This is a genomic window from Paraburkholderia franconis, from assembly GCF_009362735.1.
Classification (GTDB): Bacteria; Pseudomonadota; Gammaproteobacteria; order Burkholderiales; family Burkholderiaceae; genus Paraburkholderia; species Paraburkholderia franconis.
This window is the reverse complement of the sequence record NZ_WHNP01000001.1, coordinates 128,293-152,360: the sequence shown is the minus strand read 5'-3', so window position 1 is coordinate 152,360 and position 24,068 is coordinate 128,293. Positions and strand designations below refer to the sequence as shown.

The window sequence follows — 24,068 nt, the reverse complement described above, 5'->3', positions numbered from 1 at the left end:
GCGAGCGCTTCACGTGCAACGCCCGTTTCGTCATGTTGTGTCATGTTGTGCAAAGAATGCGCGTGGCATTCGAGAGGAGGCGAGAGTCCGTGTTGGCGTCAAGGGCAAGCGAGGCGCAATGACACGATGGCCTTAGACTGACCGGCTCGTTTTTACCGACATGGTTTGACCGATGCCTAATCTCAAAGACGCAATCGAATCGTACGTATACGCGAAGGACGGCAATCGCCCGCACCTTCTGACGGATGCGTTCGCACACGATGCATCGCTTGCGATGACCGTGAAGACAGCGGCCATCGCGTTTCCGCAGCAGGCGCAGGGACGCGATGCGATTGCATCGGTGCTGGTCATCGATTTCGCGCAGAAGTACGAGAACGTTTATACGTTCTGCGTCGGCGCGATGCCCGTCGAGGGGCACCGCGAGTTTTCATGCGACTGGCTCGTCTGCATGACGGAAAAGGGAACGGGCGCGGCGCGCATCGGTTACGGCCGCTACGACTGGACGGGCGATTCGCAAGCGCGATGTTTGACACGGCTGCACATCACGATCGAAGAGATGGCGACGTTGCCAAAAGCATCCGCCGATAGCCTGTTGCGCTGGGCGAGCCGCTTGCCGTATCCGTGGTGCGCGCGCGAGTCGCTGAAAGCAGACGCGCCCGACATCGACATCGTCCAGCGCGTTCTCATGCAACTGGCCCGCTAGCGAACCAGCTGATCGCCTTCGAGCACAGCGTGCGCGCCATACGTCCATGCATGATTGCGTGAGCCGTGGCCGAACGGAAAGCCCGCGTAGATGGGCACGTCATACGGCTTGAGCAGATCGACGAGCATGTCGTGCAACGTGAAGTCCGCATTGTCGGGCAGCGGGCAGCGGATGAAATCGCCGAGCACGAACGCGCGCGCGCCATCGAACACGCCCGCTTCGCGCAACTGCATCATGCTTCGGTCGATGCGATAGGCGAACTCGGTCACGTCTTCGAGCAGCACGATCGCGCCGTCGCAGCGCGCCTGCCATTGCGTCCCCGCAAGACTGGCGAGCACGGTGATGTTGCCGCCCGCAAGAAGGCCTTCGACGCGCGGCGTGCCCGAACCGTGCAGACGTTGCAGCGGAACAGGCGCGGCGCGTTCCTCGCGCAGCTCGGCGAGCATGCTGTCGCGCGACGCGTCGTCGTGTTTCGTCGCGAGCCCGTTCAAGGTCGGACCGTGGATGACGCGCACATTGGGCATCCCATGCAGCGCGCCGAACAGCGCGGTCGCGTCCGAAAAGCCCACGACCGTCTTCGCGCAGGGCACTTCCGGCGGCAACGCGTGCAGGCAATAGACGCTGCCATAACCGCCGCGCGCGATCCACACGATATCGACGGATGGATCGGTCAACGCGCCGTGCAGATCGGCGGCGCGGTCTTCGTGCTTGCCTGCGTGATAGCGATAGCGGTCCCGCACATGCGCGCCGACCTGCACGCGCAGGCCCCAGCTTTCGAGCAGCGCGATGCTGTGCTCGACGTGCTCCATGTCGGGCACGCCCGCAGGCGCGACGACGGCGACGGTCTTGCCGGCGAGCTTCATGCGCCCGCCTTCTTCGCGAGCAGCGCGGCCGTGTCGGGCGCGCCCATGCGGCTCGCGGCGTCGGCGGGCGAGACGCCGTTCGCGTTGCGCGCGTTCGGATCGGCGCCATGCGCGAGCAGCAGTTCGACCATCTCAGTGCGATTGAACATCGCGGCGATCATCAGCGCCGTGCGCCCATCCGGCGACGCGCCTTCGACGTCCGCGCCATGCGCGAGCAAGGTCTCGACGACATCCTTGAAACCCTTGAACGCCGCGCCCGCGATGGGCGTCTGTCCGTTGTCGTTGCGCAGGTCCGGGTCAGCGCCGCGTTCGAGCAGCACGCGCACGGCATCGGCGTGACCGTGATAGGCGGCGAGCATCACGAGGCTGTCGCCTTTCTCGTTGCGCAGATTCGGCGGCGCGCCTTTCTCGATGACGGCGGCCAGCGTGTTCGCTTCGCCGCGGCGCGCGCAGTCGAATATTTCGCGCGCTACTTCGAGCAGATCGGGATCGATGTTTTCGGGGCTGCGTTTGTCGTCTGTCATGAAGCCTCTCCACTGTCGATGGGAGTTGGCGCTTTAGCACTCACTCCCTTCCCATGCAGTTTCTCTGCGGTCGACGGGAGTTGGCGCTTTAGCGTTTCCTCCTGTCTCATGCAGTTTTTCCGCGGTCGACGGGAGTTGGCTTCTTTAGCGCTTGCTCCCGTTCCATACAAGACGGTTGCAGTGATGGTGCGGCCACTCGCGCGGCGCGTCGGTAACAGCAGAGGATACAGGCAATGTGCGCTTGCCGCTGTCGATGCGCTCCGACCCCAACGGTGAGAAGGTTCGGGAGCAGGGAGCCGTCGTCGTCAGGCCTGCTTGCGCAGCGTCGGCTCGGCGCCGCCGTTCGCGATGATGCGGTCGAGGCGGGCGCTCGCATCCGTGAGCGCGCTGAGCGGTGCGCGCTGCAATTGCGCGTCGTAAGTGCTGACGATGTGCGCGAGCAGCTCGATGTGCGCTTCGTCGAGACGCCATTCGTCCGTCGCGCGGCCGTGGTCGAACGTGGCCGCCATCGCCTGATCGGCGGTTCGCAGCTGGTCGTACGTCATCGCGCCGTAGCCGAGATCACACAGAAAGCCGGTGAGCAGCATCGTCTGCGTGAGTGTCTGCGCGGCGCTCATGCTGCCCGCGCCGCGCCGCAGCGCGTCGAGCGCGATGTGGACGGGCAGGATCAGCTCGGCGGCCATGCCGCGCGGGATCGGCAGCAGCAATGCCTTCGCCTGCCGCGCGCGCGCCGCCTGGTTGCCGCCGGGAAACGGAATCGTCTTGGCCATGTCGCCTGCGAGTAGTGGGAATGCTCTCGCGATAACGGCGCGCGGCGGAAAAGATTAAGGGCTGTGCTCGCAAATTCGCAAACGTTTGTCGAAGATCGACTTCCCGCTGCGGCCGCGTCGCGCTAAAGGTGCTTGTAATAAAAGGTCGTTCCGCAGAAAGATCCATCCGGCATCAACGCGTATTTCGGCACCTCGCCGACCCGCTGCCAGCCCGCGCGCGCATACAGGCGCTCGGCGTCGCCGCCCGTCACCGTGTCGAGCACGAGCACGGTCTTGCTTTCGTCGCGGGCCACGGCGTCGGCGGCCGCCATCAGCTGCTGCGCGACGCCGCGCCGGCGCGCGCGGTGCACGAGCATCTTCGCGACGTCGGCGCGATGCGGCTGGTTGTCCGGCTGCGCGAGCACCAGTTGCACCGTGCCGACGATGCGTCCGTCGCTGTCCTCTGCGATGAGCAGCGCGCGCTCGCCGCGCTCGACATCGCCTGCGATCATTTGCCAGAACGCGACGGCCCGCTCGCGCGTCAAAGGCTGCATGAAGCTGACGGATGCGCCGCCGTCGACGCAATCGATCAGCACATCGGCCAGATCGTCGATGCATTGCGCCGCCTCATGCGCGGCCACGCGCCGCACGCGGATTGCTTGCGTCATGCACTTCTCCTCACAGGTGGACGAGGCGCCATCGACAGCGCCACAAGATAGCGCGCCGGCTTGCGCGTCGGATTGCGGAACACGGTCGGGCAATCGAGGCGCATCGCCACGCAGTCGCCCGCTTCGAGCCGCCAGTGCTCGTCGCCGGCCGCGATCTCCATCGCGCCTTCGATCAGCCAGATCTGCTGGTGAATCTCGGTGTCGCGCGCGCCCGTCTCGTAGGCGACGCGCTGGCCGGCGGGGAAGTGAACCTCCACTAACTGGATCGGCGAAGGCAGGGCCGGCGACAGCGTGCGGCGCGTGTAGCCGGATGCGGGATCGGTCCACACGGTCTGCGTGGCCGCGCGCGCGAGCGGCGACGGCGGCTCGGCGGGCGTCACGCGGGCCTCGAAAAGCGACGCCAGCGTGACGCCGAGCGCGGTCGTGAGCTTGTCGAGCACGGCGGCCGTCGGGCTGCTCTGTGCGCGCTCGATCAGCGATATGTTCGAGCGGCTCACGCCGCTTGCTTCCGCGAGCGCTTCGAGCGACAGGCCGTGCGCATCGCGCAGTTCACGCACTCGACGCGCAATCAGAGTGTTGATATCCATGCTATCCAGCATACTGGATCAAAAATCCAGCATGCTGGAGAGCGCGCGCTTTCGTCATGGCCGTATGGGAAAGTGCAAACGGCTTCGTGCACAATGCCCGGACGCCTCGATTCCTGAACCCAGCGAATTCCAAACGATCAGCCAGCAATGAGCCGTCGCCGCGCCGTCACAAGCCAGTTCTCGGGAAAATCAATCGGTCGGACCGTCGGGGTCGCCGCGCTCGCGCTGGCGGGCCTCGTCGTCGCGCTGCTGTGCGCGGCGCTGCTCGGCGGCTGGCTGCTGCTGCGCGGCAGTCTCGCGCAACTGGATGGAACGCAGCGCGCGCCGTTGCTGTCGGCGAATGTGACGGTCGAGCGCGACGCGCTCGGCGTGCCGACGATACACGGCGTGTCGCGCGCCGATGTCGCGTATGCAACCGGCTTCCTGCACGCGCAGGACCGCTTCTTTCAGATGGACCTGCTCAGGCGCGTCGCGGCGGGCGAGCTGTCCGCGCTGATCGGCCCGGATGCGCTCGATCTCGACAGGCGCAACCGCGTGCATCGTTTTCGGGCCCGCGCGCACGCGATCGTCGAGGCGCTGCCCGCCGACCAGCGGCACATCGTCGAGCGCTATACGGCGGGCGTCAATGCCGGGCTCGCCGCGCTGTCGTCGCGGCCGTTCGAGTACTGGATGCTGCGCACGCAGCCCGAAGCGTGGCGGCCCGAAGATTCGCTGCTGGTCGTCTACGCGATGTACTTCGATCTGCAATCGTTCGAGACGCGGCGCATTCTCGCGCGCGCCGTGTTGCGCGAGCGAGTGCCCTCCGATCTGTACGCGTTCCTGCTGCCCTCTGCGAGCCATTGGGACGCGCCGCTCGATAGCGCGTCGACGCCGCCCGTCGAGCCCACGCGTATTCCCGCGACGCGCCCGGACTGGCTATCCGCGACGAAGCCCGTGAGCGCCGCCAGAGACACGAGAGACACGAGAGACACGAGAGACACGAGAGACACGAGAGACACGAGAGACACGAGAGACACGAGAGACACGAGAGACACGAGAGACACGACCGACGGGCGCGACGACGGGCGCGACGACGCGGGCGCGAACGAGTCGGCTGTGGGCAGCAACGGCTGGGTCGTCGACGGCGCGCACAGCGCGCATGGCGGTGCGATCCTTGCGAGCGACATGCATCTCGGACTGTCGCTGCCGAACATCTGGTATCGCGTGTCGCTGACGTGGCCCGCGGAGGACGGCCAGCCGATGCATGCGCTGACGGGCGTGAGCCTGCCGGGCACGCCGCTCGTGATCGCGGGCAGCAGCGGCAAGATCGCGTGGGGCTTCACGAACAGCTACGGGCGCTACATCGATCTGATCGAGCTGCATCGCAATCCCGCCGACCCGCTGCAGTACCGCGCGCCCGATGGCGCATGGGCGCGTGCGGACGTCCATCACGAGATCATCCGCGTGAAGGGCGGCGCGAGCGTCGACTTGCCCGTGATCGAGACGCGCTGGGGGCCGCAGGTCGACGTCGGCGCACGCGCGTATGCGCTGCGCTGGGTCGCGCATGACCGGGAGGCCGTGAACCTGAATCTGCAACGGCTCGAAGACGCAAAGACGATCGACGAAGCGTTGCACGTCGCGCAAACGAGCGGCATCCCGACACAAAACATCATGGTTGCCGACTCGCGCGGCAACATCGGCTGGACGCTCGCGGGTCCGCTGCCGCAACGCGACGCGAGCGACGCGCAAAGCGGTCCCGACAGCGACACGCCATACGATTCGGCGACGTACAACGGCTGGCAGCATTATCTGCCGCCCGCGTCGTATCCGAAGCGGATCGATCCGCCGCTCGGCCGCTTGTGGACGGCGAACAATCGCGTGCTGATGTCGGGCGAAGCGGCGCTGATCGGCGATGCGGGCGCGGACCTGGGCGCGCGCGCGTCGCAGATACGCGACGATCTGCTCGCGGCGCCGAGTCCCGACGAGCGCGCGATGCTGTCGATCCAGACCGACGACCGCGCGCAATGGATCGACGTGTGGCGGCGCGTCGCGCTCGAAGCGCTCGACGCCAGCGCGCTCGCGGGCCATCCGCAGCGTCTCGCGTTCCGGCAGCAACTGCTCGCGTGGAATGGCCGCGCGGATGCCGATGCCGTCGGCTACCGGCTCACGCGTGGCTTCTTCTTTTCGCTGTACGACGCATGGTTCGGCAGGCTCGACGCCGATCTCGCAGGGGCGATGCCGGGCGGTGGCGGCGGCAATGCGCCGCTCGGATTGCGCGTCGCGAGTTCGCGCTACGAAGCCGTGATGGAGACGCTCGCCGAGCATCACGCATGGGTGCCCGATGGTTTTATCGACTGGCGCACGTTCATGCTCGACCGGATCGATCATGCGATCGCGCAGTTGCCCGCGGATGTCGCGATCGACGATGCGCGCTGGGGCGAACGCAACCGCGCCGCGATCGAGCACCCGTTCGCGCGTATCGTGCCCGCGTGGCTGCCGTGGGTGCGCGGCTGGCTCGGCGCGCCGCATGATCCGCTGCCCGGCGACATCAACATGCCGCGCGTGCAGACCCCGAAATTCGGTGCATCGGAGCGGATGATCGTGTCGCCGGGGCGCGAGCAGACCGGCATCTTCGAGATGCCGGGCGGACAGTCGGGCAATCCGCTGTCGCCCTACTTCCTCGCGGGTCACGAGGCGTGGGTGCGCGGCGCGAAGACATCGTTTCTGCCGGGGCCGCCCGTGCATCGGCTGACGCTCGGCCGTGCCGGACAATGATCGCTATATTGATGCTTTTCGTGGAGTGACCGTATGGAGAAGGAACGCAGCAGCGATCTCGTCGCGGTGCGCGATCTGTTGCGTCAGTTCGTCGGCGAGCGCGACTGGTCGCGCTTTCATTCGCCGAAGAATCTGGCGACGGCGTTGAGCGTCGAAGCGAGTGAATTGCTGGAGCCGTTTCAATGGCTGGAGTCGGGCGAAAGGAGCGAACTCGCTGACGACAAGCTCACCTCGATCCGTCACGAGATGGCCGATGTGCTCGCGTACCTCGTGATGCTCGCCGATCGTCTCGATGTCGATCTGTATGCGGCCGTGCTGGAGAAGATCGAGCTGAATCGCGCGAAGTATCCAGCGCACAAGGTGCGTGGCGATTCGCGCAAGTACTCCGAGTACGACTAGCTTCCGCTCGACGTCTTCCGCGAAGAAAAGGGGCAAAGCCGCTTGAGGTGAGGAAATACGGGAGCCTCTGACAATTGCCGCAACGGTGAGCCTGCTCGATGCCGATGCGCTCACGAATGCGCTTGTGGTGAGGCTATTCGGGAGCCGCGCGATGGTGAGTTGCGCTGCAATCCGCACGGCACTGTCGCTAAAGGTGAGGCTTTTCGGGACGTGGGCGCGCAGTGCGGAACGGCTAGCCGGTGATGATCAGCAGCGCGCCCGTGACGGTCAGCGCGCCGCACCAGAGCCAGTCGAAATTGATCCAGCCACGCCGCAGCATGCCGAGCCCCAGGTACTGATAGGCCGCGAGCGCAATCGCGCCCGCCGTCGCGAGCGTGACGACGGTGTGCACGGCCGTGACCTGGCCGACCGATTCGAGCGAGCTGCCGACAGGCATCCCTGCACCGCATAACGGCAACAGCGCGGGCAGCAGCATCAGGCCCGCGCCGTGCATCGTCGCCATGGCCGCCGACCACAGCGCCAGCCCGACGAAGCCCGCCGTCATGCCGATGCGCACGCGCTGCCGGTGTCCGTAGAAATGGTGATACGCGGCCCACGCGATCAGCAGCGCGCCCATGAAGATGCGCAAGTGTTCGGTGTGCGTGAAGAACCCGAGCGCGACGGCCGACGTGGTCACGAACATCACGGAAGCCGCATGCCCGAGCGCGAGTGGCGGCAACGCCATCAGCAGCGCCTTGCGGCTGCCGTGCTGAAGCCCGAGCGCGGCGGCGAAGAGCCACCCCATCGCGGGATTCACGCCATGGAAAATCCCGCTGCCGATCACGGTTGCCCATACGCCGTTCATCGCGCCCGCCTTTCGCTGCCGCCTGCGCTCACGGATAGCAATACGAATCCGACGACGCATCGCCGCCTTCGAGCCGTATCTGATGCGGACGATGCGACTTCGGCCAGTCGACGAAGAAGTCGTCCGCGACCGTGAGTCCGCCATTCTTGTCCGCATTCAGCCTCACCATCCAGCCGTCGATGCCTTCCGTGTAGAACTGCTCGTCGATCGCGCCGTACAGCGAGTTCGTGAAGTACACGCGGCTGCCGTCGCGGCTCACTTCGACCATCTGCGGACCGCCGTTCAGCGGACGTCCGTCCGCGCCCGGATGCGTCGCGCGCGCGGCAATGCCGCCGATGCGCACCGTGCCCGTCAGTTCGGGCCTCATCGGATCGGAGACGTCGTATTGCTTCAGGTCGCCCGTGCCCCAGCACGACACGTACAGGAAGCGGTCGTCGAGCGACAGCGCAATATCGGTGACGAGCGGCGGCACCGCGCCGAAGCCTTTGAGCAGCGGCGGAAGCTGCGAAGCATCGGCGGGTTCGGCGGGTATCTCGATGACCTTGCGCGCGGCCCATTGATCGCCGTCGCGATACCACGTCCAGATCGACGCCGACAGGTCCTTCAGGCTGATTACCGAATTGACGAAGCCATAGGCCTTGGTTGGATCGTGCGCGGGGCGCAGTTCGAACACCAACTGGTTCTCCGCGCCGAAGTCGACGACCTGCTTGTGCTTGCGCGTATTCATGTCCCAGAAGTGCAGGCGATGCCCGTACTGGCCGCCGAGCAGCACTTCCGGCACGAGGCCGTTTTCGAAGGTCGCGGGCAGGCCCCATTCGCTCGTCACGACGGTGTCGTAGCCGAGATGCCACCAGCCGTCGTACGAGAGCCGCTGCGGGCCGCGATCGATTTCCCATTGACCGCGAATGTCGAACGTTTCGTGGTCCATCAGAAAGATGCCGCCGGGCGCTTCGCCCTGCGCGTTCGCGAGCGCAACCACGTAGATGCCGGCCGGCCCGCAGTGCACTGTATGAGGCCGCGTATAGCCCGCTTTTTCCGCGACTTCGGCGGGTTCGAGCACGCGCACGATCTGCGGATTCCGCTTGTCGGGCTTCGTGTCGAGGATGTGGATGCGCGACGAGCGCAGCCCAGGCACGACGAGATAGCGGCGCTCCGTATGCGGATGCGGTGCGTTCGGGCACAGGCACGAACTGCACGCGTTCCAGCCGAAGTGATGCAGCTCGTCGCCCGTGTTCGGCATCGGCACGCTGCTGACGATGCGGCCGTAGTCCGCCGAGTCGGGATCGACATCGACGACGGCGAGCTCGTCGGGCGTTTCGCGCGACGGATCGAAGCTTGCCACATACGCGACGGTTTCCTTCGGCGCGCTGCCCGCCAGGCGTGCGGAAGGATAGAAGGTCGGATCGGGTTTCCAGGTCGCCATATCTCAGTCTCCGAAGGATGTTGCGATGCGGCACGCGGTGCACGCGCGCCAGCTATCCGGCTACGAAAGCGGCGCGCATGTATGAGGTTTTCACTGTAGGCAATTTAAAGGCAGAGCGTAGGCTCATTCGCCTTCGGAACGGTTTATGTGCGTGCGTCGGTAGCACGACGACCGCGATTGCAGCGGATCGGACGCGATTGCGGCGTTCACGCATGCGTACGCCCCGCGCAGATTAAAATAATGCGATTACTCCGTCTTTTCTCGCCGCATCCAGTAGCAATCGATCATGCGTTCATGGCGCCTCGACCGTCCCGTTTCGCAAGGGCAGCTGGATCTCAGCCGCGCGACGGGGCTCGTGTCGTCGATCGGCAGCGACGACTCGAATGCGCTTGCCGCCGAGGTGCTGAAGCTGCTCGGCGATATCGCGGCGATTTCGCAGTGCACGATCTTCGCGTACGAGTTCGGCAACCGGCCGCGCACGGTGTCGGTGGCCGATCATCGCGGCGGGCGCTTTCTGCGCGATGTTGCCGATACTTACGCGCGCCATTTCTACGCGCTCGACGGCAACCAGAAGATCGTCTCGTCGGCGCGCAACGACAGGCCCGGCTCGACGCTCGTGCTGCATCAGCAGACGAGCGACGACATTCTCAACGAAGCCTACCGGGCCGCCTGCTATCAGCAGCCGAACGTGTCGGACCGCGTGTCGCTGCTCGTGCAGCCGACACCCGATATCTGGCTGTCGGTGAACCTGTATCGCGACCGCCGCTTCGGCAATTACCATGCGCGCGAGATCGCGTTGATCGAAGCGATGGCGCCGCTGATCGCGCACGCGGCGAAGCATCACTACGCGATCTGCGGGCAGCGCGACATGGCGATCTCGCACCTGATGCTGGCGCGCGTACGCGGCCTCTGTCCCGAGCTGTCGAAGCGCGAGCTCGACGTGCTGACGGGCGTGCTCGAAGGGCGCACCGCGCAGGAAATCGGCGACACGATGGGCATCAAGGCGACGAGCGTCGTCACGTATCAGAAGCGCGCGTTCCGGCGGCTCGGCATTTCGAGCCAGCGGCAGCTCTTCGCGCTGTGCGTCGGGCCGGGCAAGGTCTGACGTTTTCCGCTCGCGTTTCCACCGGCTTGTTTTCGATTCGTCGCGGATTGTCGGGGAATCGGCGGTTCGACCCGGAGCGGACTTTCGTATTCCTCGTTTGCGGGCATTCGGGTCATCAATAGCGTATCCGACGCGTTCCAGTTGATCGCGGTAAAAAGGCCGCCTAGTGCGCTGTGCACTTGCGGTCCTGCCGGTCATCGGAAAAGAGGCAACCGGGGGCGGAAATACTGGCTGCATCGTTGCTCACAGGTCGTCCTGTACCAGCGAATCACGATGGCCTACGCTTAACAGACGAACCTGCGAGGCGATCAGGTTCGACCCGCTGACGTACACGGGAGAACGAGATATGAAGAGGCAACGCTGGCTGGCGCATGCAGCAGTTCTTGTGTGCGGCATGGGTGCTGCGGCGGGCCATGCCGCCGATGCCGTCAACATTCCCTTGCGAGCATCCGCGCAGAATGCAGGTCAGACGGGAAGTGTCTCGCTCGCGTCGCAGGGAAGCGAGACGTCTCTGCTATTCATCATCAGTGGTGTGTCGCGGACGACGACGCGTCCTCTGCGCGTCTACACATTTATCTATGAAGGATCGTGTGCAAGCCACGCGGACAAGCCCGCCTACTCGATGAACCAAACCCTCAGACCCGTCAACGATACGCCGGCCGGCCCGTGGCGTTTTTCGAGGAGCGCTCCCATTGCGTACGACAGGCTTGTCGGGGGGAACTATGCGTTTGTGGTTCGAGCGGGCCCTTGGGATGGAGGGATGGATCTTTTCTGTGGTGAGATCGGGACATCAAGTCACGCACTCGGAATGTGAATCGTGGGATGTGCACGTGACGGATGACTTTTCGTCGATCTACGCCTACGGCGCACGTCCGTTCCTGGCCGACCGCGCCCCAACTGCTGCGCGCCCTCAAAAATCCGCGAAAGACCCTATTTCCGCTGACCTATCCGCGTTTTCCCCAGGCCCGCGCGGGGCGTGAGATGTACCCAAATTGAGGACAGGCGGCGCAACGCCGCGCTCCATACTGCGACGCATCGCCACGTGTCGCCAATCGTCGAATAGCGGTCCGTTGAAGCGATTGCATCGGGCCGTTGGTGTCCGAGATAGCGTGACCATCGGAGACATCAGTATGGAATCCACCTCGCGAGCCGGTGCATTGGATGCAACGCCGGCAACCCACGCGCAGCAAGCGCAGCCACAGTCTGTGATTGCCAAGGTATCGCGGCATCTGCTGTGGTTCCTGTTCGTGCTGTTCTTCTTCTCGTTCCTCGACCGCATCAACATCGGCTTCGCCGGCCTGACGATGATGAAGGACCTGGGGCTCACCAGCACGCAGTTCGGCCTCGCGACGACGCTCTTCTATGTCGCGTATATCGCGTGCGGCATTCCGAGCAACGTCGTGCTTGCGCGCGTCGGCGCGCGTCGATGGATCGGCACGATCATGATCGCGTGGGGACTCGCATCGACGGCGACAATGTTCGCGACGAGCCCCGGCACGCTGTACGTGTTGCGCGTGCTGGTCGGCGTGACGGAAGCGGGCTTCCTGCCGGGCATTCTGCTGTATCTGACCTACTGGTTTCCCGCCGCGTATCGTGCGCGCGCCAACGCGCTCTTCATGATCGCGATGCCCGTGACGGCCGCCGTCGGCTCGGCGCTGTCGGGCTTCATCCTCGGACTGGACGGCACGTTCGGACTGAAAGGCTGGCAGTGGCTCTTTCTCGTCGAAGGCCAGCCGTCGGCGATTCTCGGTCTCGTGGTCTACGCGTATCTGCACGACAGCCCGCAAGACGCGCGCTGGCTCGACGCGGAAGAAAAGCGCACGCTCGCAGCGACGCTCGCCGCCGAGCACCAGAACGACCCGACCGTGCCCGCGCAATCGGGTCACGAGAAAAGCATCGTCAGTGAACTGCTGTCGCCGGCCGTCGTGAAGTTTGCGATTGCCTACTTCTGCCTCGTGAATACGCTCGCGATGGTCGCCGTGTGGACGCCGCTCATCGTGAAGAGCTTCAGCGCCGATGCGAGCAATCGCACGATCGGCCTGCTCGCGGCGATTCCGCAGGTGTGCACGATCATCGCGATGATCTGGTGGGGCCGCCGTTCGGACCGCAAGCAGGAACGCAAGTGGCACCTGATGCTGCCGATGCTGTTCTCCGCCGCCGGCTGGCTGTGCACGGCCTGGTCGCCGAATCCGGCGCTGCGCATGCTCGGCGTGTGCCTCGCGTCGGCGGGTTCGTATACGGCGATGTCGATCTTCTGGACGACGCCCGACCATGCACTGAGCTTCCGCGCGCGGGCCATCGGCATTGCCGTCATCAACGCGACGGGCAACATCAGCTCGGCGTTGAATCCGCTCGTGGTCGGCTGGCTGAAGGATGCGACGCGCAGCTTCTCGGCGGGGCTGCTGTATTCGGCGGTGCTGCTCGTGATCGGTGCGATCGTCGTGATGCTGTTGCCGATGGACAAACGTGAAGCGCCGCGCACGCGTGCCGCATGAAGGTATTGAATCTGGAGCATCAAATGAACAAGGAATTCAAACCCTATCCGTTCACCGCGAAGCAATACAAGGCGCGTGTGCCCGAACTGAAGCAGGGCGTGGACGCGAAGCGTCATGCCGTGACGATCGTCGGCGGCGGGCCCGTTGGCCTCGCCGTCGCGCTGGGTCTTGCGAACCATGGTGTGCCATCGGTGCTGATCGAAGCGGACGATTCCGTCTGCTACGGCAGCCGCGCGATCTGCATTTCGCGTCGCAGCCTGGAGATCATCGAGCGGCTCGGCGCCGTCGAAGGCTTTCTGAAGACGGGCTTGCCGTGGACGGGCGGACGCAGCTTCTACCGCGACACGGAAGTGCTGCACTTCACGATGCCGCAGGACGAAAACCAGAAGCTGCCGCCGATGGTCAACCTCGCGCAATATCACATCGAACAGTTCCTGCTCGACGCCGCGGAAAAGCGTGCCGATCTGATCGACATCCGCTGGCAGACGCGCGTGAAGGCAATCGATGCGCGCGACGACGGCGCCACGCTGCAACTCACGACCGCCGATGGCGATTACGCGCTCGACACCGATTGGGTCGTCGCGTGCGACGGCGGGCGCAGCACGATCCGCGAAGCACTCGGACTGCAATTGCAGGGCACGAGCTACGAAGGGCGCTATGTGATCGTCGATATCGAACTCGACAGCGAGCGTCCGACGGAACGCCTCGCTTACTTCGATCCGTCGTCGAATCCGGGTTCGACCGTGCTCGTGCACAAGCAGCCCGACAACGTGTGGCGCATCGACTATCAGTTGCGCGACGGCGAGGACGCCGAGCAGGCCGTGAAGCCTGAAAACGTGATGCCGCGCGTGCAAAGCCTGCTCGACATGATGGGCGAGAAGGGCGCATGGGCGCCGATCTGGATCACGATCTACAAGGCCAATGCGTTGACGCTCGAACGTTACCGGCACAACCGCGTGATGTTCGCGGGCGATGCCGCGCATCTCGTGCCGATCTTCGGCGTGCGCGGCGCGAACTCGGGTATCGACGATGCCGACAACATCGCGTGGAAGCTCGCATTCGTCGTGAAGGGACTCGCATCGCCGGCGTTGCTCGACAGCTATTCCGACGAACGCGTCGCCGCGACGCACGAAAATCTCAGCTACGGCACGAAGAGCACTGAGTTCATGGCGCCGCCTTCGTTCGCGTTCGATCTGATGCGCAGGGCCGTGCTGAGTCTTGCCGTCAGGCATCCGGCCGTGCGGTCGCTGATCAATCCGCGGCAGACGTCGGCGATTACGTATGCTCAGTCGCCGCTGAATGTCGCCGATGCCGATGCGTTCGTCGCGGGCCCGGTGCCGGGCGCGGTGCTGTCCGAGTATCCCGTGACGATCGCGGAAGGCGGCCAGGCGCGCGAGGCGCATCTGACCGATCTCGTCAGCCCGCGTTTCACTGCGCTGTGCTTTAGCGACGAAGGCGATGTGCCTGCCGGATTAACCGAGCTTGCCGAAACGATGCGCGAACGCGGTGTGCCGTTCAGGATCGTGCCGTTGAGCGCGCGCCTGCATCCCGAGACGAACGGCGTGCACGCGTGGGACCACACGGGCCGTCTGTTCGAGCGTTACGACGCGAAGCCGGGCACCGTGTATCTGGTGCGTCCCGACGGCCACGTGCTGGGCCGCTGGCGCAATGCGCGCGCCGCCGAAATCGAAGCGGCGATCACGCGCGCGCTGTCCTGATCAACTGACTGAAAAATGGAGAACGCGATGACCGATGCAGAACTCGATATCGTCTATACGCGGCTGTGCAAGACGATGACGCAACTGGGCGAGGCGCATGCGCCGCTGTTTCTCGCGCGTTTTGCGCTGCTGGCGATCCAGAAGGTCGACGATCCGGATGTGTCGCTGAGCCTGATCGATGCGGCGAGCGAAGGGATGGGAGATTAACGGCCGGCCCCGTTTTTGAGATCTTGAGCGGGGCCTCTTCAATACAATCGTGCCCGGATGTTTCCCCCAGTTCGGGGGCCATCCAGATCATTGGCAGTCCGGAAACACCAGGAGCACGATTGAATGAAAGAAGTAGAAGCAACCGCGATTCAACGAGCGCAAGCCGCGCACGGCAATAACGAATAGCATGGCCAGGGGAATACTGGCTGCGGCTTTTATCTGGGTGATCGGCGTGGAGATCGTGGCCTGGTGGTGCATCGACGTGAGCGCGCTCGGTGGCGAGGCGTTCTGGCCGGACGTCGTTTGGGGCGTAACGCCTGTTTCGATTCTTGCAGGCATATTGGTCGGCCGCACGGGAAGTCGTGGGCGGCTGGACAGGCGCACGGATAACTGAATCGTGTCGGCGAAGCGTTACGCTGCGGCATCGAATGCCGGCCGCACGCCTCCTACTCCGGCTCGCCTTCCTCGCCTTTCGCCAGTTCGCTGATCAGCGCATCGACGGCCACGTACAGATCGTCGACGATCTGCGCACCGACCTGCCTTTCCAACGCGCGATATTCGGCCTCCAGAAGCGGCGCCATCCGTTCGACGATCTCCGCGCTCTGCGCCGTCAGCGACACGCGCACGCGCCGCTGATCGTCTTCGAAACGCTCTTTCGTCACGTGTCCGAGGTCTTCCATGCGCGCCAGCACGCCGGCGAGACTCGGGCTCGAAATCGTGCAGAGCGCGCACAGCTGACGTGGCTCCAGCGGGCCGTTTTCGTGCAGCGCGCGAATGATGCGCCACTGCTGCTCGGTGAGCCCCTGCGCCGTCAGCAGCGGACGAAAGCGCGCCATCATGAGTTCGCGCGCGCGCAACAGCAGCATCGGCAGATTGCGATGCATCGGGCGCGGCGTGGGAGTGCGGGACCGGGTCATGAGTGTCGACGTCGAAGCGAGAAAAAGCGATTCGCTAGGATATAAGTAAAACGGCACGCACGGCAGTGGCACAAACCGGCTTTGAGATCTCCAACGCTTTTTTGACGCTGGCTACAATCGTTGGGCCGGATGTCTCGCGACGTCGACGGAAGTCGGGCTGTGCGATGCGAAAGCGCCAAACCGCAAGCGGCCCAGGAAATACCCTTGGATATCTATCCCCGACCATTCGGTCGGTTTATTCTACGAAACTTCGCTGTTTATCCCGGATAGTGGGGGCATTGTGTTCGTCCATCACCAGTTCTTCGACGATGCCGATCAGCACGCGGCCGCGCTGCGGGGCTGGGATCAGCGTTACGACCAGATCGGCCCGGGCGCGTTTCGCAGCGCCGTGAAGCAGATCGAGCTGAACGGCGTGCACCTCTTTCACGAGTCCGCCAATTTGCGCGTCGTGCAGCGCGGATACTTGCCGCCTGATCAGATGACCTTTGGCGTTCCGCTCACGGGCGCGGGCTCGTTCACGTTCGGCGGCGCGCGCATCGATCGCGGCGCATTCGTGATGGCGCCGGGCGGCGAGCCATTCGAGTTTCATTCGCCCGATGAGATGTCGCTGGTCGGCGTTGTGATCGGCTCGGACATGCTGCAAGGCATCGCCGACTGCGCGGGTGTCGATCTGACCGATGCTCTCTTTCGACGCACCGTCGTCGATATTCCAAACGCGGCCTGCGCACGCGCGGGCTTGCAGATCGCGGCGCTGCTCGAAAGCGTGCTCGCGCAGCCCGACGCATTCGCCGACGACGCGCGCGCACAGCACGCGCTGCGCAGCCGCGTCGGCGAGGTGCTCGTCGATCTGCTCGCGTATCACGTACCTGCATCGACGAACCGGCTCACGCACGCGTGCCAGTCCGATATCGTGCGGCGCATTCACGACTTCGTGATCGAGCATCCCGAAGAGCCCTTCGACATTCAAAGCCTCTGCACGCAGTTGCGCGTGAGCCGGCGCACGGTGCAGAACAGCTTCCAGGCCGTCGTGCAGACCAATCCGTTGACGTATGTGCGTTCGCTGCGTCTGTCGCAGGTGCGGCGTCTGCTGCTCGATACGCGGCAGGCCGACCTGTCCGTCAGCGATGCAGCTGCGCAATGGGGGTTCGTGCACCTCGGGCATTTCGCCAATGCGTACAAGGCGCAGTTCGGCGAATTGCCTTCGCAGACGGCGCGGCGATCGTCGCGCGTACTCGTTGCGCGATGACGTTGGACCGTTCCTGTTCGGGCCTGCCGTCGTTGCCGTCGCTGGACCCGCTGGAAGAGAAGATTCTGGAACTGGTCGCGCGCGCGGGTCAGAGCAAGGAGCGCCTGTCCGTGCGCGACATGATGGCGAGGAGCGAACTGGGCTCGCACGCGACGCTGCATGCGCGGCTCAAGGCGATGCGCGACAAGGGCTGGATCATGCTCACGGATACGGAAGACTCGCGTCGCAAGCAGATCGGACACAGGCGGCGCTCAAGCATTTCGACAAGCTGTCGGAGTGTCTCGTGAAGGCGGCGAAGAGCCGTTAGCTAGCCGCTAAACTCGTCGACAGCCATTGACGCGAAGTGGTCGCGCGAAACGCGATGCGTCGTACGAAAAAAGGAATCCGCGCTCGCACGAACGCGGATTCAAACGCACGCTTGAGCGGAGACTGCAAGCGGCTTGATCGTCAACAGACCTTGACGAGGAGAGAGCGGTCTTTCGCGCTTACGATGCCCGCCCGCGCTTACCCGTGGTTATGCGCCGGATTGCGGCACGCGCCGACCTGTACGTTCGAGTCGTTCCACGCCGAGCCCAGGATGATGCTGCAGAAGTTCAGGCGCTTGTATTCCGGGTCCTTCAGCGCGAGCACATCGGCTTTCACGTTGCCGAACGTCGTCAGCGGCTTGTGCTTCGTGCCGTTCGCGAACGCTTCGATGATGTTCTCCTTGAAGCTCTCGCCGCGCGGATGTGCGGCCACGACCAGCTTGCGGTCCTCGGACGAGAACTCGTCATACGCGAGACCCAGCACGTCCATCTCGACGCCCGCTGTCACCAGCGCGACCACGGGCTTCTTGTACTGCGGAATGCCTGGCGTCGTATGCAGCGCAATCGCGTCCCACACCATGTCGATGTCGTTTTCGTCGATGCCATAGCCTTGCAGGAAATTGCGCGCGGTGTTCGCGCCGTCGACTTCGAAGCGATCGTGCTTGCTGCTGTACTTCTCCGTCAGGCCCATGTCATGAAACATCGCGCCGATGTACAGCAGCTCCGGGTCGTACTTCAGTTGCTTGCGCTCGCCCGTCAGCGCGCCGAACAGGAACACGCGACGCGAATGGTGGTAGAGCAGATCGGTTTCGGTGTCGCGCACGAGCTGCGTCGCTTCGCGCGCCAGCTTGCTGTCGGGGATCTTGATGCCTGCGATGATTTCGCTCATTTCGGGTTCTCCTGAACGTGTTCGGCGGTGGCCGTTCGCTTTGCCGATGCGAGCGAGCGGCGTGTGACCCAAGTGTAGGGAGAGCCCTTGCGCGCGGCAAAAGCATTGATACGCGCGATGCTGCCAACCGCGCGCGGTTTTCTGCCAACGTCCGCCAATGGCGCTTCAGGTGAGGATTTTCGGGAGCTTCGCAGCGCTTTCGAAGCGGATCACGCGTGCCTGTTTCGCGCGCGCACGGTGCGCGTGTAAGACGCGATCATCGTCGCGAGTTCCTGCGCGGCGGGCGTGAGCGGCGCGGCGGCGCGTTGCAGCACGCACACCTGCTGCTCGCCTGCGCGCTCGCGCACGTCGATCGTCGTCAGCACGCGCGCAAACGGCCCGCGCTTCGTGACCACCGATGCCTCCGGCGACAGGCAATCCGTTTCGCTCACGAGATGCAGCGACTCGAACAGCCCTTCGACCGTCGCGACGATTTTCGGCGGCTTCAGCCGATGGTTCCTGAACAGATCGTTGAGCCGATGTGATTGCGGATCGTCGGTGAGATTGGGCGAGCGCGTCGCAATCCATGCGCAGTCCGCAAGTTCGGCAAGCGACTTCCCGTGCGCCTTCGGATGACCGCGCCGGCACACGACGACAGGACCGCACGCGTGCAGCTTCGTGACGGAGAGATCGGTCGTGCCGGTGTGCTTCGACACCAGCGCGATCGCGAAATCGAGCGTGCCCTCGCGCATCCACGAGATCATCATGCGCGACGTCCCCGTTCGCATGTGACGTCGACGCGCGGGAAGCGTTCGCGGAACTCCGTCAGTACAGGCGCGCCCGCGTCGATCAGCGGCTCGGTCGTCATGCCGAACGTCACCTGTCCCGTGTACTCGCCGCGAAGTTGCTGCGCTTCGTGTTCGGCGCGCGCGCATTCGCCGAGGATCGTTGTCGAGCGTTGCAGCGAAACGCACAGCCTGCTGTGGTGGCACTTGCAGCAGCAGATGCCCGCAGGCAAGCCTGTGCCGACAGGCACGGTCGCGGTGACGATCGAATGCCGGGGGCAGCGCGACGTGTCATACGAAGTCGCGCAACGGGACGCGGATGCCCTCGTCGACTATCTGACGTATCGCAAGGCCATCGAGGGCAACGCGAAGCCGCTGCCCCAACTGCCAATGCCCGCGACACCGCTGGCGGGCAGCGAGCAGTTCTATGCGCCCGTGAGCGGCATCCTCGTGCATCGGGCGAATATCGGCGACATGATGCGCGTCGGCGATCCGCTGTTCGACATCGTCGATCCGTTGACGGACGAGACCACGACCCTCACCAGCCACACGGAGGGCGTGTTCTACATGCGCCGGGCGATCCGTTTCGTGACGGCGGGCGCGCCGCTTGGCCGCGTGATGGGCACGCGGCCTTTCCGGACGGGCGTGCTGCTCGGCGCATGAAGTTGCCGGGCGAAGTTGCCGGGTGAAGTTGCCGAATCCTCGGGCGCGAGTTTAGGCGCATAAACTCGCCGTGCGAGGCACGAGGCACGCGGCACGCGGCACGAGGCACGAGGCGCACGAGGCACGAGGCACGAGGCACGAGGCATGCGGCACGAGCCTCTAACCGCGCCGCATGCCGCAGCACTGCATCAAGCCACGTTGAACCGCGCAGCCGGCGCGCTACGCGACAGGTTCGGCCCGAGTGCCGCGCGGGCCGATTCGAACGCCTGCCAGTCGGCGTAATCGGGCAGCGACGGAATCGTCGCCAGCTCGCCGCGATCGAAGCCGACGAGCGACGCATCCACCATCTGTTCCGCCGACATCACGATGCCTTGCTCTTCGAGCATCCCGATGGGCACGCCCGCGACATCGAAGAACTCGGTGCGCGTCGCGCCCGGCATCACGGCCTGCACTTTGATGCCCTTGCTCGCCAGTTCGTGATGCAGCGACTGCGTGAACGCGAGCACGAACGCCTTCGTGCCGCCATAGACGCCGTTCAGGATTTCCGGCGCAATCGCCACGATCGACGCGATGTTGATGATGTTGCCGCCGCCGCGCGCGACGAACGCGGGCGCGATCGCGTAGGTGAGCCGCGTCAGCGCGACGACGTTCAGCTTGATCATCGATTCCATCGTATCGACGTCCGCATCCAGCAGCGGCGCGGCCGCGCCAAAGCCCGCGTTGTTCACCAGCGTCGTGATGCTTGCGTCTGTGCGCAGCAGGTTCTCGACGCGACGGATGTCGGCGTCGTCGTTGAGGTCGGCGGTGACGATTTCGACCGAGCGGCCCGTTTCGTTCGTGATGCGCTTGGCCAGCTGTTCGAGACGCGTGCGGTTGCGGGCGACGACGATCAGATCGTAGCCGCGGCGCGCGAGGCGATCCGCGTACACGGCGCCGATGCCCGACGAGGCGCCCGTGACGACGGCCGTGCCGAGGCTTGGGTTCAAAGAATTCGGGTTCGAAGAATTCGACATAACAATGCTCCTGAGGATGGGGAAGCAGATTCGACGTCGCGTCGGCTGCATGTCCGCAAGATTAGGTGCATACTCACATGGCCTCAATGTCATAGATGCCACTTTTTAGGACATCGCTGGAGTCAAGCCATGCTGCGCGTCGGAATCGTTCTGTTCCCCGGTTTTCAGGTGATGAATCTGGGCATGACGACGGTGTTCGAGTTCACCAACCGCGAGATGAGCGAGCCGTTGTACGAGTTCGTGCTGCTCTCCGAGCGCGGCGGGCCGGTGCGCTGCTCGTCGGGCTTTACGGTGACGACCGAGCCTTTCGACGACAGCCGCTTCGACACGATTCTGATCGTCGGCGACAACGACCTGCTGCCATCAACGCCGTCGCTGATCGAGTTCCTGAAGCGCGCGGCGCCGTCCGCGCGGCGCGTCGCGGCGGCGTGCACGGGCGCGTTCCATCTCGCCGAAGCCGGGCTGCTCGATGGACGGCGCGCCACGACGCACTGGTTTTACGCGGACGACCTGCGCAAGCGTTACCCCGCGGTGAAAGTCGAAGAGGACCGCATCTTCATCATCGACAACGACGTGTGGACGTCGGCGGGCATGACGGCGTGCTTCGACCTCGCGCTCGCGTTCGTCGAAAAGGACGCAGGCGTGGAGCTCGCGCGCCATGTCGCGCGCAAGCTGGTGCTGTATCACCGGCGCGCGGGCGGGCAATCGCAGTTCTCCGCGCTGCTCGAACTGGAGCCGAAGTCCGATCGCATCCAGACGGCGCTCTCGTACGCGCGGCGCAATCTGCACACGCCGCTTTCCGTCGAGCAGCTCGCGGATGCCGCGCATCTGAGCCCGCGCCAGTTCACGCGCGCATTCAGGGAGGAGACGGGGCAGACGCCGGCGAAAGCGGTCGAGCGCTTGCGCGTCGAGGCGGCGCGCCTGATGCTCGAGACGGGACGGCACGGCGTCGATGTGGTCGCGCGCGACACGGGCTTCGGCGACCGCGAGCGCATGCGCCGGGCGTTCTTGCGTGCGTACGGCCAGCCGCCGCAGGCGATTCAACGGATGACGCGGGGGATCGAGTGATGTCCCGCCACCACTTCATCGACACTCACGCGCGCCGCTGCGCAACAACAGCCCGCGGCGCGCGCGTTCCAGCCGTTCAGATCATCAGCTTCGAGACCTTGGTGCCCGCGAGCGACACGTCGGCCATCAGCCCCGAGTTCGTCATCACGATGGCTTCGACGGGCGCGGTCGCCGTCGATGTATCGATTGCGCCGTTCGCGCCCACCTTGATCAGCGCCACCGATGCGTCCGCGCCCGCAGACCAGCCCTTCGAGTTCTGGAACTTGTCCAGCGCGTCCTGCGTCATGAACAGGAAGATGATCGCCTTCGACTGCGCGCCCGCCGTGAGGCCGAACGATCCGGAGACCGTGCTGTAGTAGCCCGCCGTGCTGCCGCCGACACGCAGCGCACCCTCGCCATACTGCCCGCCGACGACGAACCCGACCTGAAGCACGGAAGGAAACACGAGCACGCCGCGCGCCTTCGCCACCAGTTCGCGCGAGCCCTGCACGCTGGTATAGAGCTTCGCCATCGTGCCGTCGACGCTCGCATCGATCGACTGGCGCTTGGACATGTCCGTAGCGGCCGATTCCCCGCTACTCGTGGTGGTGCTGCAACCCGACAGCAACAGACCGCCGTACGCGAGGGCAGCAACACTTGCTGTTACGAAGTGTCTTCTTTGCATTGTCGTTCTCCGTGTATGAAGCGTTGAGGGAAATGCACATCTGCGCGCGCGATTTCATGCAACACGCGACACGCGACACGTCGCGCATCGCGGCATGCGTTCGCGATCACGCGCGGTCCTCCCGATCTCAAGCGCTCGACCCTCGTAGCATTGGCATGACGATCGGGAACAGTAGATCGAAGTGGTCCTTCAGCGAAGGATGTTCGGGTGCGTAGACGTACAGAAACCCGACAGCCGCGCTGCTTCAACCAATATCAGAAATGCGCGGAAGTTGCGAAAAACAGTCGCCTGAATAGCACCAAAGAGACCCGTGACACTGGGCGATTCTTCATGAGGTAACGCCAGTGTGTCGCGAGGCGAAACGCCATGCGTGATCGTTTCCTTGGGCGAGCCATCGGAAACAAAAATTGCCGCGTGACAGCGGCGATTTTCGATTCGGACCTATGCAGCGAAGGGGCGCTTGCGGCTATTGCGGCGACGCGGCTACGCCCGATGCCGGCGACGCTGCAATCGAGGGTGTGCTGTCGAGTGCCGTCGTTTCGTGCGTGGGCATCATCGGGACGGTGGGGACGAGGGGTGTCGGCGGGGCGATGGGAGCCGCAACCGGCGCTGCGGGTGTTGCAGGTATTGTCGGCGTTGCCGGTGTTGCCGACGTTGCGGGTGCCGCCGCTGGCGCTTGCGCCGCAGGCATGATGACAGGCGCCGCGTTGCCGCCCAGCGTCGCGGGCATCGGCGTGACGACGAGCGCGGGCGGAGCGGGGGGCATCGGCAGCGGCGTGGCGCTGATGGTATCGCCGGGCACGGGCGAACTGCGCACTACGTTGGCAAGATAGTGGCCGACGAGATCGAAGAAGCCGTTATAGAACTTGCCCGACTGGATCGTCTCGCTGGAGATTTTCACCATCGCGTCGCTGTTCGAGCGGATAGGCAGCGACAGCGAGCCGAGCACGCTCAGCCCGACGCTCGCCGACGTATCGCTCTTCTTCAGCGCATAGCCGTTCTGCACTGCGTTCGCATAGACGATGCTGCTGTTCGTCGCATCGTCGCCAGCCGTGCAGACGATGTGAAATTCGACGGTGAAATGCGAGTCGCTGGCGGGCTGGAAATTTTTGGTCGCGTCGACGGTATCGGGGCGCGCGAGCGTCGTCATGTAGCCCTGGCTCAGCAGCGCGCGGCGCGCGCCTTCGCAGGCTTCCGTGCTTCCCACCTCGAACGTGCGTGTATAGGGGCTTGCGCTGCTGTTGACGAAATCTTCCTGAAGCTTCGCTTTGGGCGGCGTCGAACACGCGGCGAGCAAGGCAAGCGCGGGCAGGGTCAGAGCGAGAGCGACTCGGGACAGGCGGCTGAACATATGGCGAAAAAAGCGGACTACGAGACATCGGACGGCAAGCATTGTAGTGCGGTTTCAGCCACGCCGTTATTACGGACAGCGATGGTCGTACGAGACGCAACACATGCCGCCGCATGTGCCGACTGACGCCGCAACGCATGTAAAACGCG

General features: G+C 64.7%; 23 protein-coding genes and 3 pseudogenes. 13 read left to right on the top strand and 13 right to left on the bottom strand.

The window, feature by feature from the left end:
- Positions 1-172 precede the first annotated feature (172 nt).
- Positions 173-703 (top strand): hypothetical protein, encoded by a 531-nt coding sequence (locus GCT13_RS00675; protein WP_152754859.1) that lies wholly within the window; start codon positions 173-175, stop codon positions 701-703.
- Here the strand turns inward: GCT13_RS00675 and GCT13_RS00670 are convergent.
- The 5 genes from GCT13_RS00670 to GCT13_RS00650 all read right to left on the bottom strand — a co-directional run bounded on the left by GCT13_RS00670 (position 700) and on the right by GCT13_RS00650 (position 4,094).
- Positions 700-1,566, bottom strand: a complete 867-nt coding sequence (locus GCT13_RS00670; RefSeq protein WP_152754858.1) for a S66 peptidase family protein — start codon at positions 1,564-1,566, stop codon at positions 700-702. The two genes, GCT13_RS00675 and GCT13_RS00670, sit on opposite strands and share 4 nt — an antisense overlap.
- Positions 1,563-2,090: an ankyrin repeat domain-containing protein gene (locus GCT13_RS00665; RefSeq protein WP_152754857.1), complete on the bottom strand. Its 528-nt coding sequence runs from the start codon at positions 2,088-2,090 to the stop codon at positions 1,563-1,565. The genes GCT13_RS00670 and GCT13_RS00665 overlap by 4 nt, the downstream gene beginning before the upstream one ends.
- A gap of 305 nt (positions 2,091-2,395) precedes the next feature.
- Positions 2,396-2,860 carry a hypothetical protein gene (locus GCT13_RS00660; protein WP_152754856.1) on the bottom strand — a complete coding sequence of 155 codons (465 nt, stop codon included), beginning with the start codon at positions 2,858-2,860 and terminating at the stop codon, positions 2,396-2,398.
- A gap of 122 nt (positions 2,861-2,982) precedes the next feature.
- Positions 2,983-3,507 carry a GNAT family N-acetyltransferase gene (locus tag GCT13_RS00655; protein ID WP_152754855.1) on the bottom strand — a complete coding sequence of 175 codons (525 nt, stop codon included), beginning with the start codon at positions 3,505-3,507 and terminating at the stop codon, positions 2,983-2,985.
- Positions 3,504-4,094, bottom strand: coding sequence for a helix-turn-helix domain-containing protein (locus GCT13_RS00650; protein WP_152754854.1), 591 nt, complete (start codon positions 4,092-4,094; stop codon positions 3,504-3,506). The genes GCT13_RS00655 and GCT13_RS00650 overlap by 4 nt, the downstream gene beginning before the upstream one ends.
- A 147-nt stretch (positions 4,095-4,241) precedes the next feature.
- Here GCT13_RS00650 and GCT13_RS00645 point away from each other — a divergent pair, with 147 nt between their 5' ends.
- Together GCT13_RS00645 and GCT13_RS00640 are read left to right on the top strand one after the other, a co-directional pair.
- On the top strand, positions 4,242-6,848 hold the full coding sequence (locus GCT13_RS00645; protein WP_152754853.1) for a penicillin acylase family protein: 2,607 nt from the start codon (positions 4,242-4,244) through the stop codon (positions 6,846-6,848).
- A gap of 33 nt (positions 6,849-6,881) precedes the next feature.
- Complete coding sequence (locus GCT13_RS00640; protein WP_152754852.1) at positions 6,882-7,247, top strand: nucleotide pyrophosphohydrolase; 366 nt, start codon at positions 6,882-6,884, stop codon at positions 7,245-7,247.
- A 232-nt stretch (positions 7,248-7,479) separates the two neighbouring features.
- Here GCT13_RS00640 and GCT13_RS00635 read toward each other — a convergent pair whose 3' ends face one another.
- Positions 7,480-8,091 carry a hypothetical protein gene (locus GCT13_RS00635; RefSeq protein WP_152754851.1) on the bottom strand — a complete coding sequence of 204 codons (612 nt, stop codon included), beginning with the start codon at positions 8,089-8,091 and terminating at the stop codon, positions 7,480-7,482.
- A 28-nt stretch (positions 8,092-8,119) separates the two neighbouring features.
- Positions 8,120-9,514: a selenium-binding family protein gene (locus GCT13_RS00630; RefSeq protein WP_152754850.1), complete on the bottom strand. Its 1,395-nt coding sequence runs from the start codon at positions 9,512-9,514 to the stop codon at positions 8,120-8,122.
- A gap of 286 nt (positions 9,515-9,800) precedes the next feature.
- On the opposite strand from GCT13_RS00630, the gene GCT13_RS00625 reads away from it, so the two are divergent.
- The 6 genes from GCT13_RS00625 to GCT13_RS00600 all read left to right on the top strand — a co-directional run bounded on the left by GCT13_RS00625 (position 9,801) and on the right by GCT13_RS00600 (position 15,433).
- Positions 9,801-10,619, top strand: a complete 819-nt coding sequence (locus GCT13_RS00625) for a helix-turn-helix transcriptional regulator (RefSeq protein WP_152754849.1) — start codon at positions 9,801-9,803, stop codon at positions 10,617-10,619.
- A gap of 346 nt (positions 10,620-10,965) precedes the next feature.
- A complete protein-coding gene (locus GCT13_RS00620; protein WP_152754848.1) occupies positions 10,966-11,433 on the top strand; it encodes a hypothetical protein in 468 nt (155 codons plus the stop codon).
- Between the two features lie 316 nt (positions 11,434-11,749).
- Positions 11,750-13,114, top strand: a complete 1,365-nt coding sequence (locus GCT13_RS00615) for an MFS transporter (protein WP_152754847.1) — start codon at positions 11,750-11,752, stop codon at positions 13,112-13,114.
- Between the two features lie 23 nt (positions 13,115-13,137).
- The gene (locus GCT13_RS00610) at positions 13,138-14,832 is read left to right on the top strand and encodes an FAD-dependent oxidoreductase (RefSeq protein WP_152754846.1); all 1,695 of its coding nucleotides are present in this window, start codon (positions 13,138-13,140) and stop codon (positions 14,830-14,832) included.
- Between the two features lie 27 nt (positions 14,833-14,859).
- Positions 14,860-15,039: a hypothetical protein gene (locus GCT13_RS00605; RefSeq protein WP_152754845.1), complete on the top strand. Its 180-nt coding sequence runs from the start codon at positions 14,860-14,862 to the stop codon at positions 15,037-15,039.
- 187 nt (positions 15,040-15,226) lie between these two features.
- The gene (locus GCT13_RS00600; protein ID WP_152754844.1) at positions 15,227-15,433 is read left to right on the top strand and encodes a hypothetical protein; all 207 of its coding nucleotides are present in this window, start codon (positions 15,227-15,229) and stop codon (positions 15,431-15,433) included.
- 52 nt (positions 15,434-15,485) lie between these two features.
- On the opposite strand, the gene hpaR is transcribed toward GCT13_RS00600, so the two are convergent.
- Positions 15,486-15,956 carry a homoprotocatechuate degradation operon regulator HpaR gene (gene hpaR, locus GCT13_RS00595; RefSeq protein WP_227746683.1) on the bottom strand — a complete coding sequence of 157 codons (471 nt, stop codon included), beginning with the start codon at positions 15,954-15,956 and terminating at the stop codon, positions 15,486-15,488.
- Between the two features lie 280 nt (positions 15,957-16,236).
- On the opposite strand from hpaR, the gene GCT13_RS00590 reads away from it, so the two are divergent.
- Together GCT13_RS00590 and GCT13_RS00585 are read left to right on the top strand one after the other, a co-directional pair.
- Positions 16,237-17,202 (top strand): helix-turn-helix domain-containing protein, encoded by a 966-nt coding sequence (locus GCT13_RS00590; RefSeq protein WP_321574122.1) that lies wholly within the window; start codon positions 16,237-16,239, stop codon positions 17,200-17,202.
- Positions 17,199-17,509: pseudogene (locus GCT13_RS00585) on the top strand (winged helix-turn-helix domain-containing protein). Before GCT13_RS00590 ends, GCT13_RS00585 begins: the two are co-directional and overlap by 4 nt.
- A gap of 197 nt (positions 17,510-17,706) precedes the next feature.
- Here the strand turns inward: GCT13_RS00585 and GCT13_RS00580 are convergent.
- Both GCT13_RS00580 and GCT13_RS00575 read right to left on the bottom strand, forming a co-directional pair.
- Positions 17,707-18,396 carry an HD domain-containing protein gene (locus GCT13_RS00580; RefSeq protein ID WP_152754842.1) on the bottom strand — a complete coding sequence of 230 codons (690 nt, stop codon included), beginning with the start codon at positions 18,394-18,396 and terminating at the stop codon, positions 17,707-17,709.
- Between the two features lie 209 nt (positions 18,397-18,605).
- Positions 18,606-19,339, bottom strand: a pseudogene (locus GCT13_RS00575) (LysR substrate-binding domain-containing protein); the annotation flags it as partial.
- 1 nt (position 19,340) lies between these two features.
- On the opposite strand from GCT13_RS00575, the pseudogene GCT13_RS00570 reads away from it, so the two are divergent.
- Positions 19,341-19,823 (top strand): annotated as a pseudogene (locus tag GCT13_RS00570) (succinylglutamate desuccinylase/aspartoacylase family protein); the annotation flags it as partial.
- Between the two features lie 188 nt (positions 19,824-20,011).
- Here the strand turns inward: GCT13_RS00570 and GCT13_RS00565 are convergent.
- The gene (locus GCT13_RS00565) at positions 20,012-20,836 is read right to left on the bottom strand and encodes an SDR family NAD(P)-dependent oxidoreductase (protein ID WP_152754841.1); all 825 of its coding nucleotides are present in this window, start codon (positions 20,834-20,836) and stop codon (positions 20,012-20,014) included.
- 129 nt (positions 20,837-20,965) lie between these two features.
- Between GCT13_RS00565 and GCT13_RS00560 the strand changes: the two genes are divergently transcribed.
- Positions 20,966-21,904 carry a GlxA family transcriptional regulator gene (locus tag GCT13_RS00560; RefSeq protein ID WP_152754840.1) on the top strand — a complete coding sequence of 313 codons (939 nt, stop codon included), beginning with the start codon at positions 20,966-20,968 and terminating at the stop codon, positions 21,902-21,904.
- A gap of 76 nt (positions 21,905-21,980) precedes the next feature.
- Here the strand turns inward: GCT13_RS00560 and GCT13_RS00555 are convergent, their stop codons facing one another.
- Positions 21,981-22,568, bottom strand: a complete 588-nt coding sequence (locus tag GCT13_RS00555) for a BPSL1445 family SYLF domain-containing lipoprotein (protein WP_152754839.1) — start codon at positions 22,566-22,568, stop codon at positions 21,981-21,983.
- A gap of 466 nt (positions 22,569-23,034) precedes the next feature.
- Positions 23,035-23,919, bottom strand: a complete 885-nt coding sequence (locus GCT13_RS00550; protein ID WP_152755052.1) for a DUF2242 domain-containing protein — start codon at positions 23,917-23,919, stop codon at positions 23,035-23,037.
- Between the last annotated feature and the right edge of the window lie 149 nt (positions 23,920-24,068).

Bases quoted from the DNA above. Each gene is read 5' to 3' on its own strand.
- GCT13_RS00675 (WP_152754859.1), top strand. From the start codon at position 173: ATGCCTAATCTCAAAGACGCAATCGAATCGTACGTATACGCGAAGGAC.
- GCT13_RS00670 (WP_152754858.1), bottom strand. From the start codon at position 1,566: ATGAAGCTCGCCGGCAAGACCGTCGCCGTCGTCGCGCCTGCGGGCGTG.
- GCT13_RS00665 (WP_152754857.1), bottom strand. From the start codon at position 2,090: ATGACAGACGACAAACGCAGCCCCGAAAACATCGATCCCGATCTGCTC.
- GCT13_RS00660 (WP_152754856.1), bottom strand. From the start codon at position 2,860: ATGGCCAAGACGATTCCGTTTCCCGGCGGCAACCAGGCGGCGCGCGCG.
- GCT13_RS00655 (WP_152754855.1), bottom strand. From the start codon at position 3,507: ATGACGCAAGCAATCCGCGTGCGGCGCGTGGCCGCGCATGAGGCGGCG.
- GCT13_RS00650 (WP_152754854.1), bottom strand. From the start codon at position 4,094: ATGGATATCAACACTCTGATTGCGCGTCGAGTGCGTGAACTGCGCGAT.
- GCT13_RS00645 (WP_152754853.1), top strand. From the start codon at position 4,242: ATGAGCCGTCGCCGCGCCGTCACAAGCCAGTTCTCGGGAAAATCAATC.
- GCT13_RS00640 (WP_152754852.1), top strand. From the start codon at position 6,882: ATGGAGAAGGAACGCAGCAGCGATCTCGTCGCGGTGCGCGATCTGTTG.
- GCT13_RS00635 (WP_152754851.1), bottom strand. From the start codon at position 8,091: ATGAACGGCGTATGGGCAACCGTGATCGGCAGCGGGATTTTCCATGGC.
- GCT13_RS00630 (WP_152754850.1), bottom strand. From the start codon at position 9,514: ATGGCGACCTGGAAACCCGATCCGACCTTCTATCCTTCCGCACGCCTG.
- GCT13_RS00625 (WP_152754849.1), top strand. From the start codon at position 9,801: ATGCGTTCATGGCGCCTCGACCGTCCCGTTTCGCAAGGGCAGCTGGAT.
- GCT13_RS00620 (WP_152754848.1), top strand. From the start codon at position 10,966: ATGAAGAGGCAACGCTGGCTGGCGCATGCAGCAGTTCTTGTGTGCGGC.
- GCT13_RS00615 (WP_152754847.1), top strand. From the start codon at position 11,750: ATGGAATCCACCTCGCGAGCCGGTGCATTGGATGCAACGCCGGCAACC.
- GCT13_RS00610 (WP_152754846.1), top strand. From the start codon at position 13,138: ATGAACAAGGAATTCAAACCCTATCCGTTCACCGCGAAGCAATACAAG.
- GCT13_RS00605 (WP_152754845.1), top strand. From the start codon at position 14,860: ATGACCGATGCAGAACTCGATATCGTCTATACGCGGCTGTGCAAGACG.
- GCT13_RS00600 (WP_152754844.1), top strand. From the start codon at position 15,227: ATGGCCAGGGGAATACTGGCTGCGGCTTTTATCTGGGTGATCGGCGTG.
- hpaR (WP_227746683.1), bottom strand. From the start codon at position 15,956: ATGACCCGGTCCCGCACTCCCACGCCGCGCCCGATGCATCGCAATCTG.
- GCT13_RS00580 (WP_152754842.1), bottom strand. From the start codon at position 18,396: ATGAGCGAAATCATCGCAGGCATCAAGATCCCCGACAGCAAGCTGGCG.
- GCT13_RS00565 (WP_152754841.1), bottom strand. From the start codon at position 20,836: ATGTCGAATTCTTCGAACCCGAATTCTTTGAACCCAAGCCTCGGCACG.
- GCT13_RS00560 (WP_152754840.1), top strand. From the start codon at position 20,966: ATGCTGCGCGTCGGAATCGTTCTGTTCCCCGGTTTTCAGGTGATGAAT.
- GCT13_RS00555 (WP_152754839.1), bottom strand. From the start codon at position 22,568: ATGCAAAGAAGACACTTCGTAACAGCAAGTGTTGCTGCCCTCGCGTAC.
- GCT13_RS00550 (WP_152755052.1), bottom strand. From the start codon at position 23,919: ATGTTCAGCCGCCTGTCCCGAGTCGCTCTCGCTCTGACCCTGCCCGCG.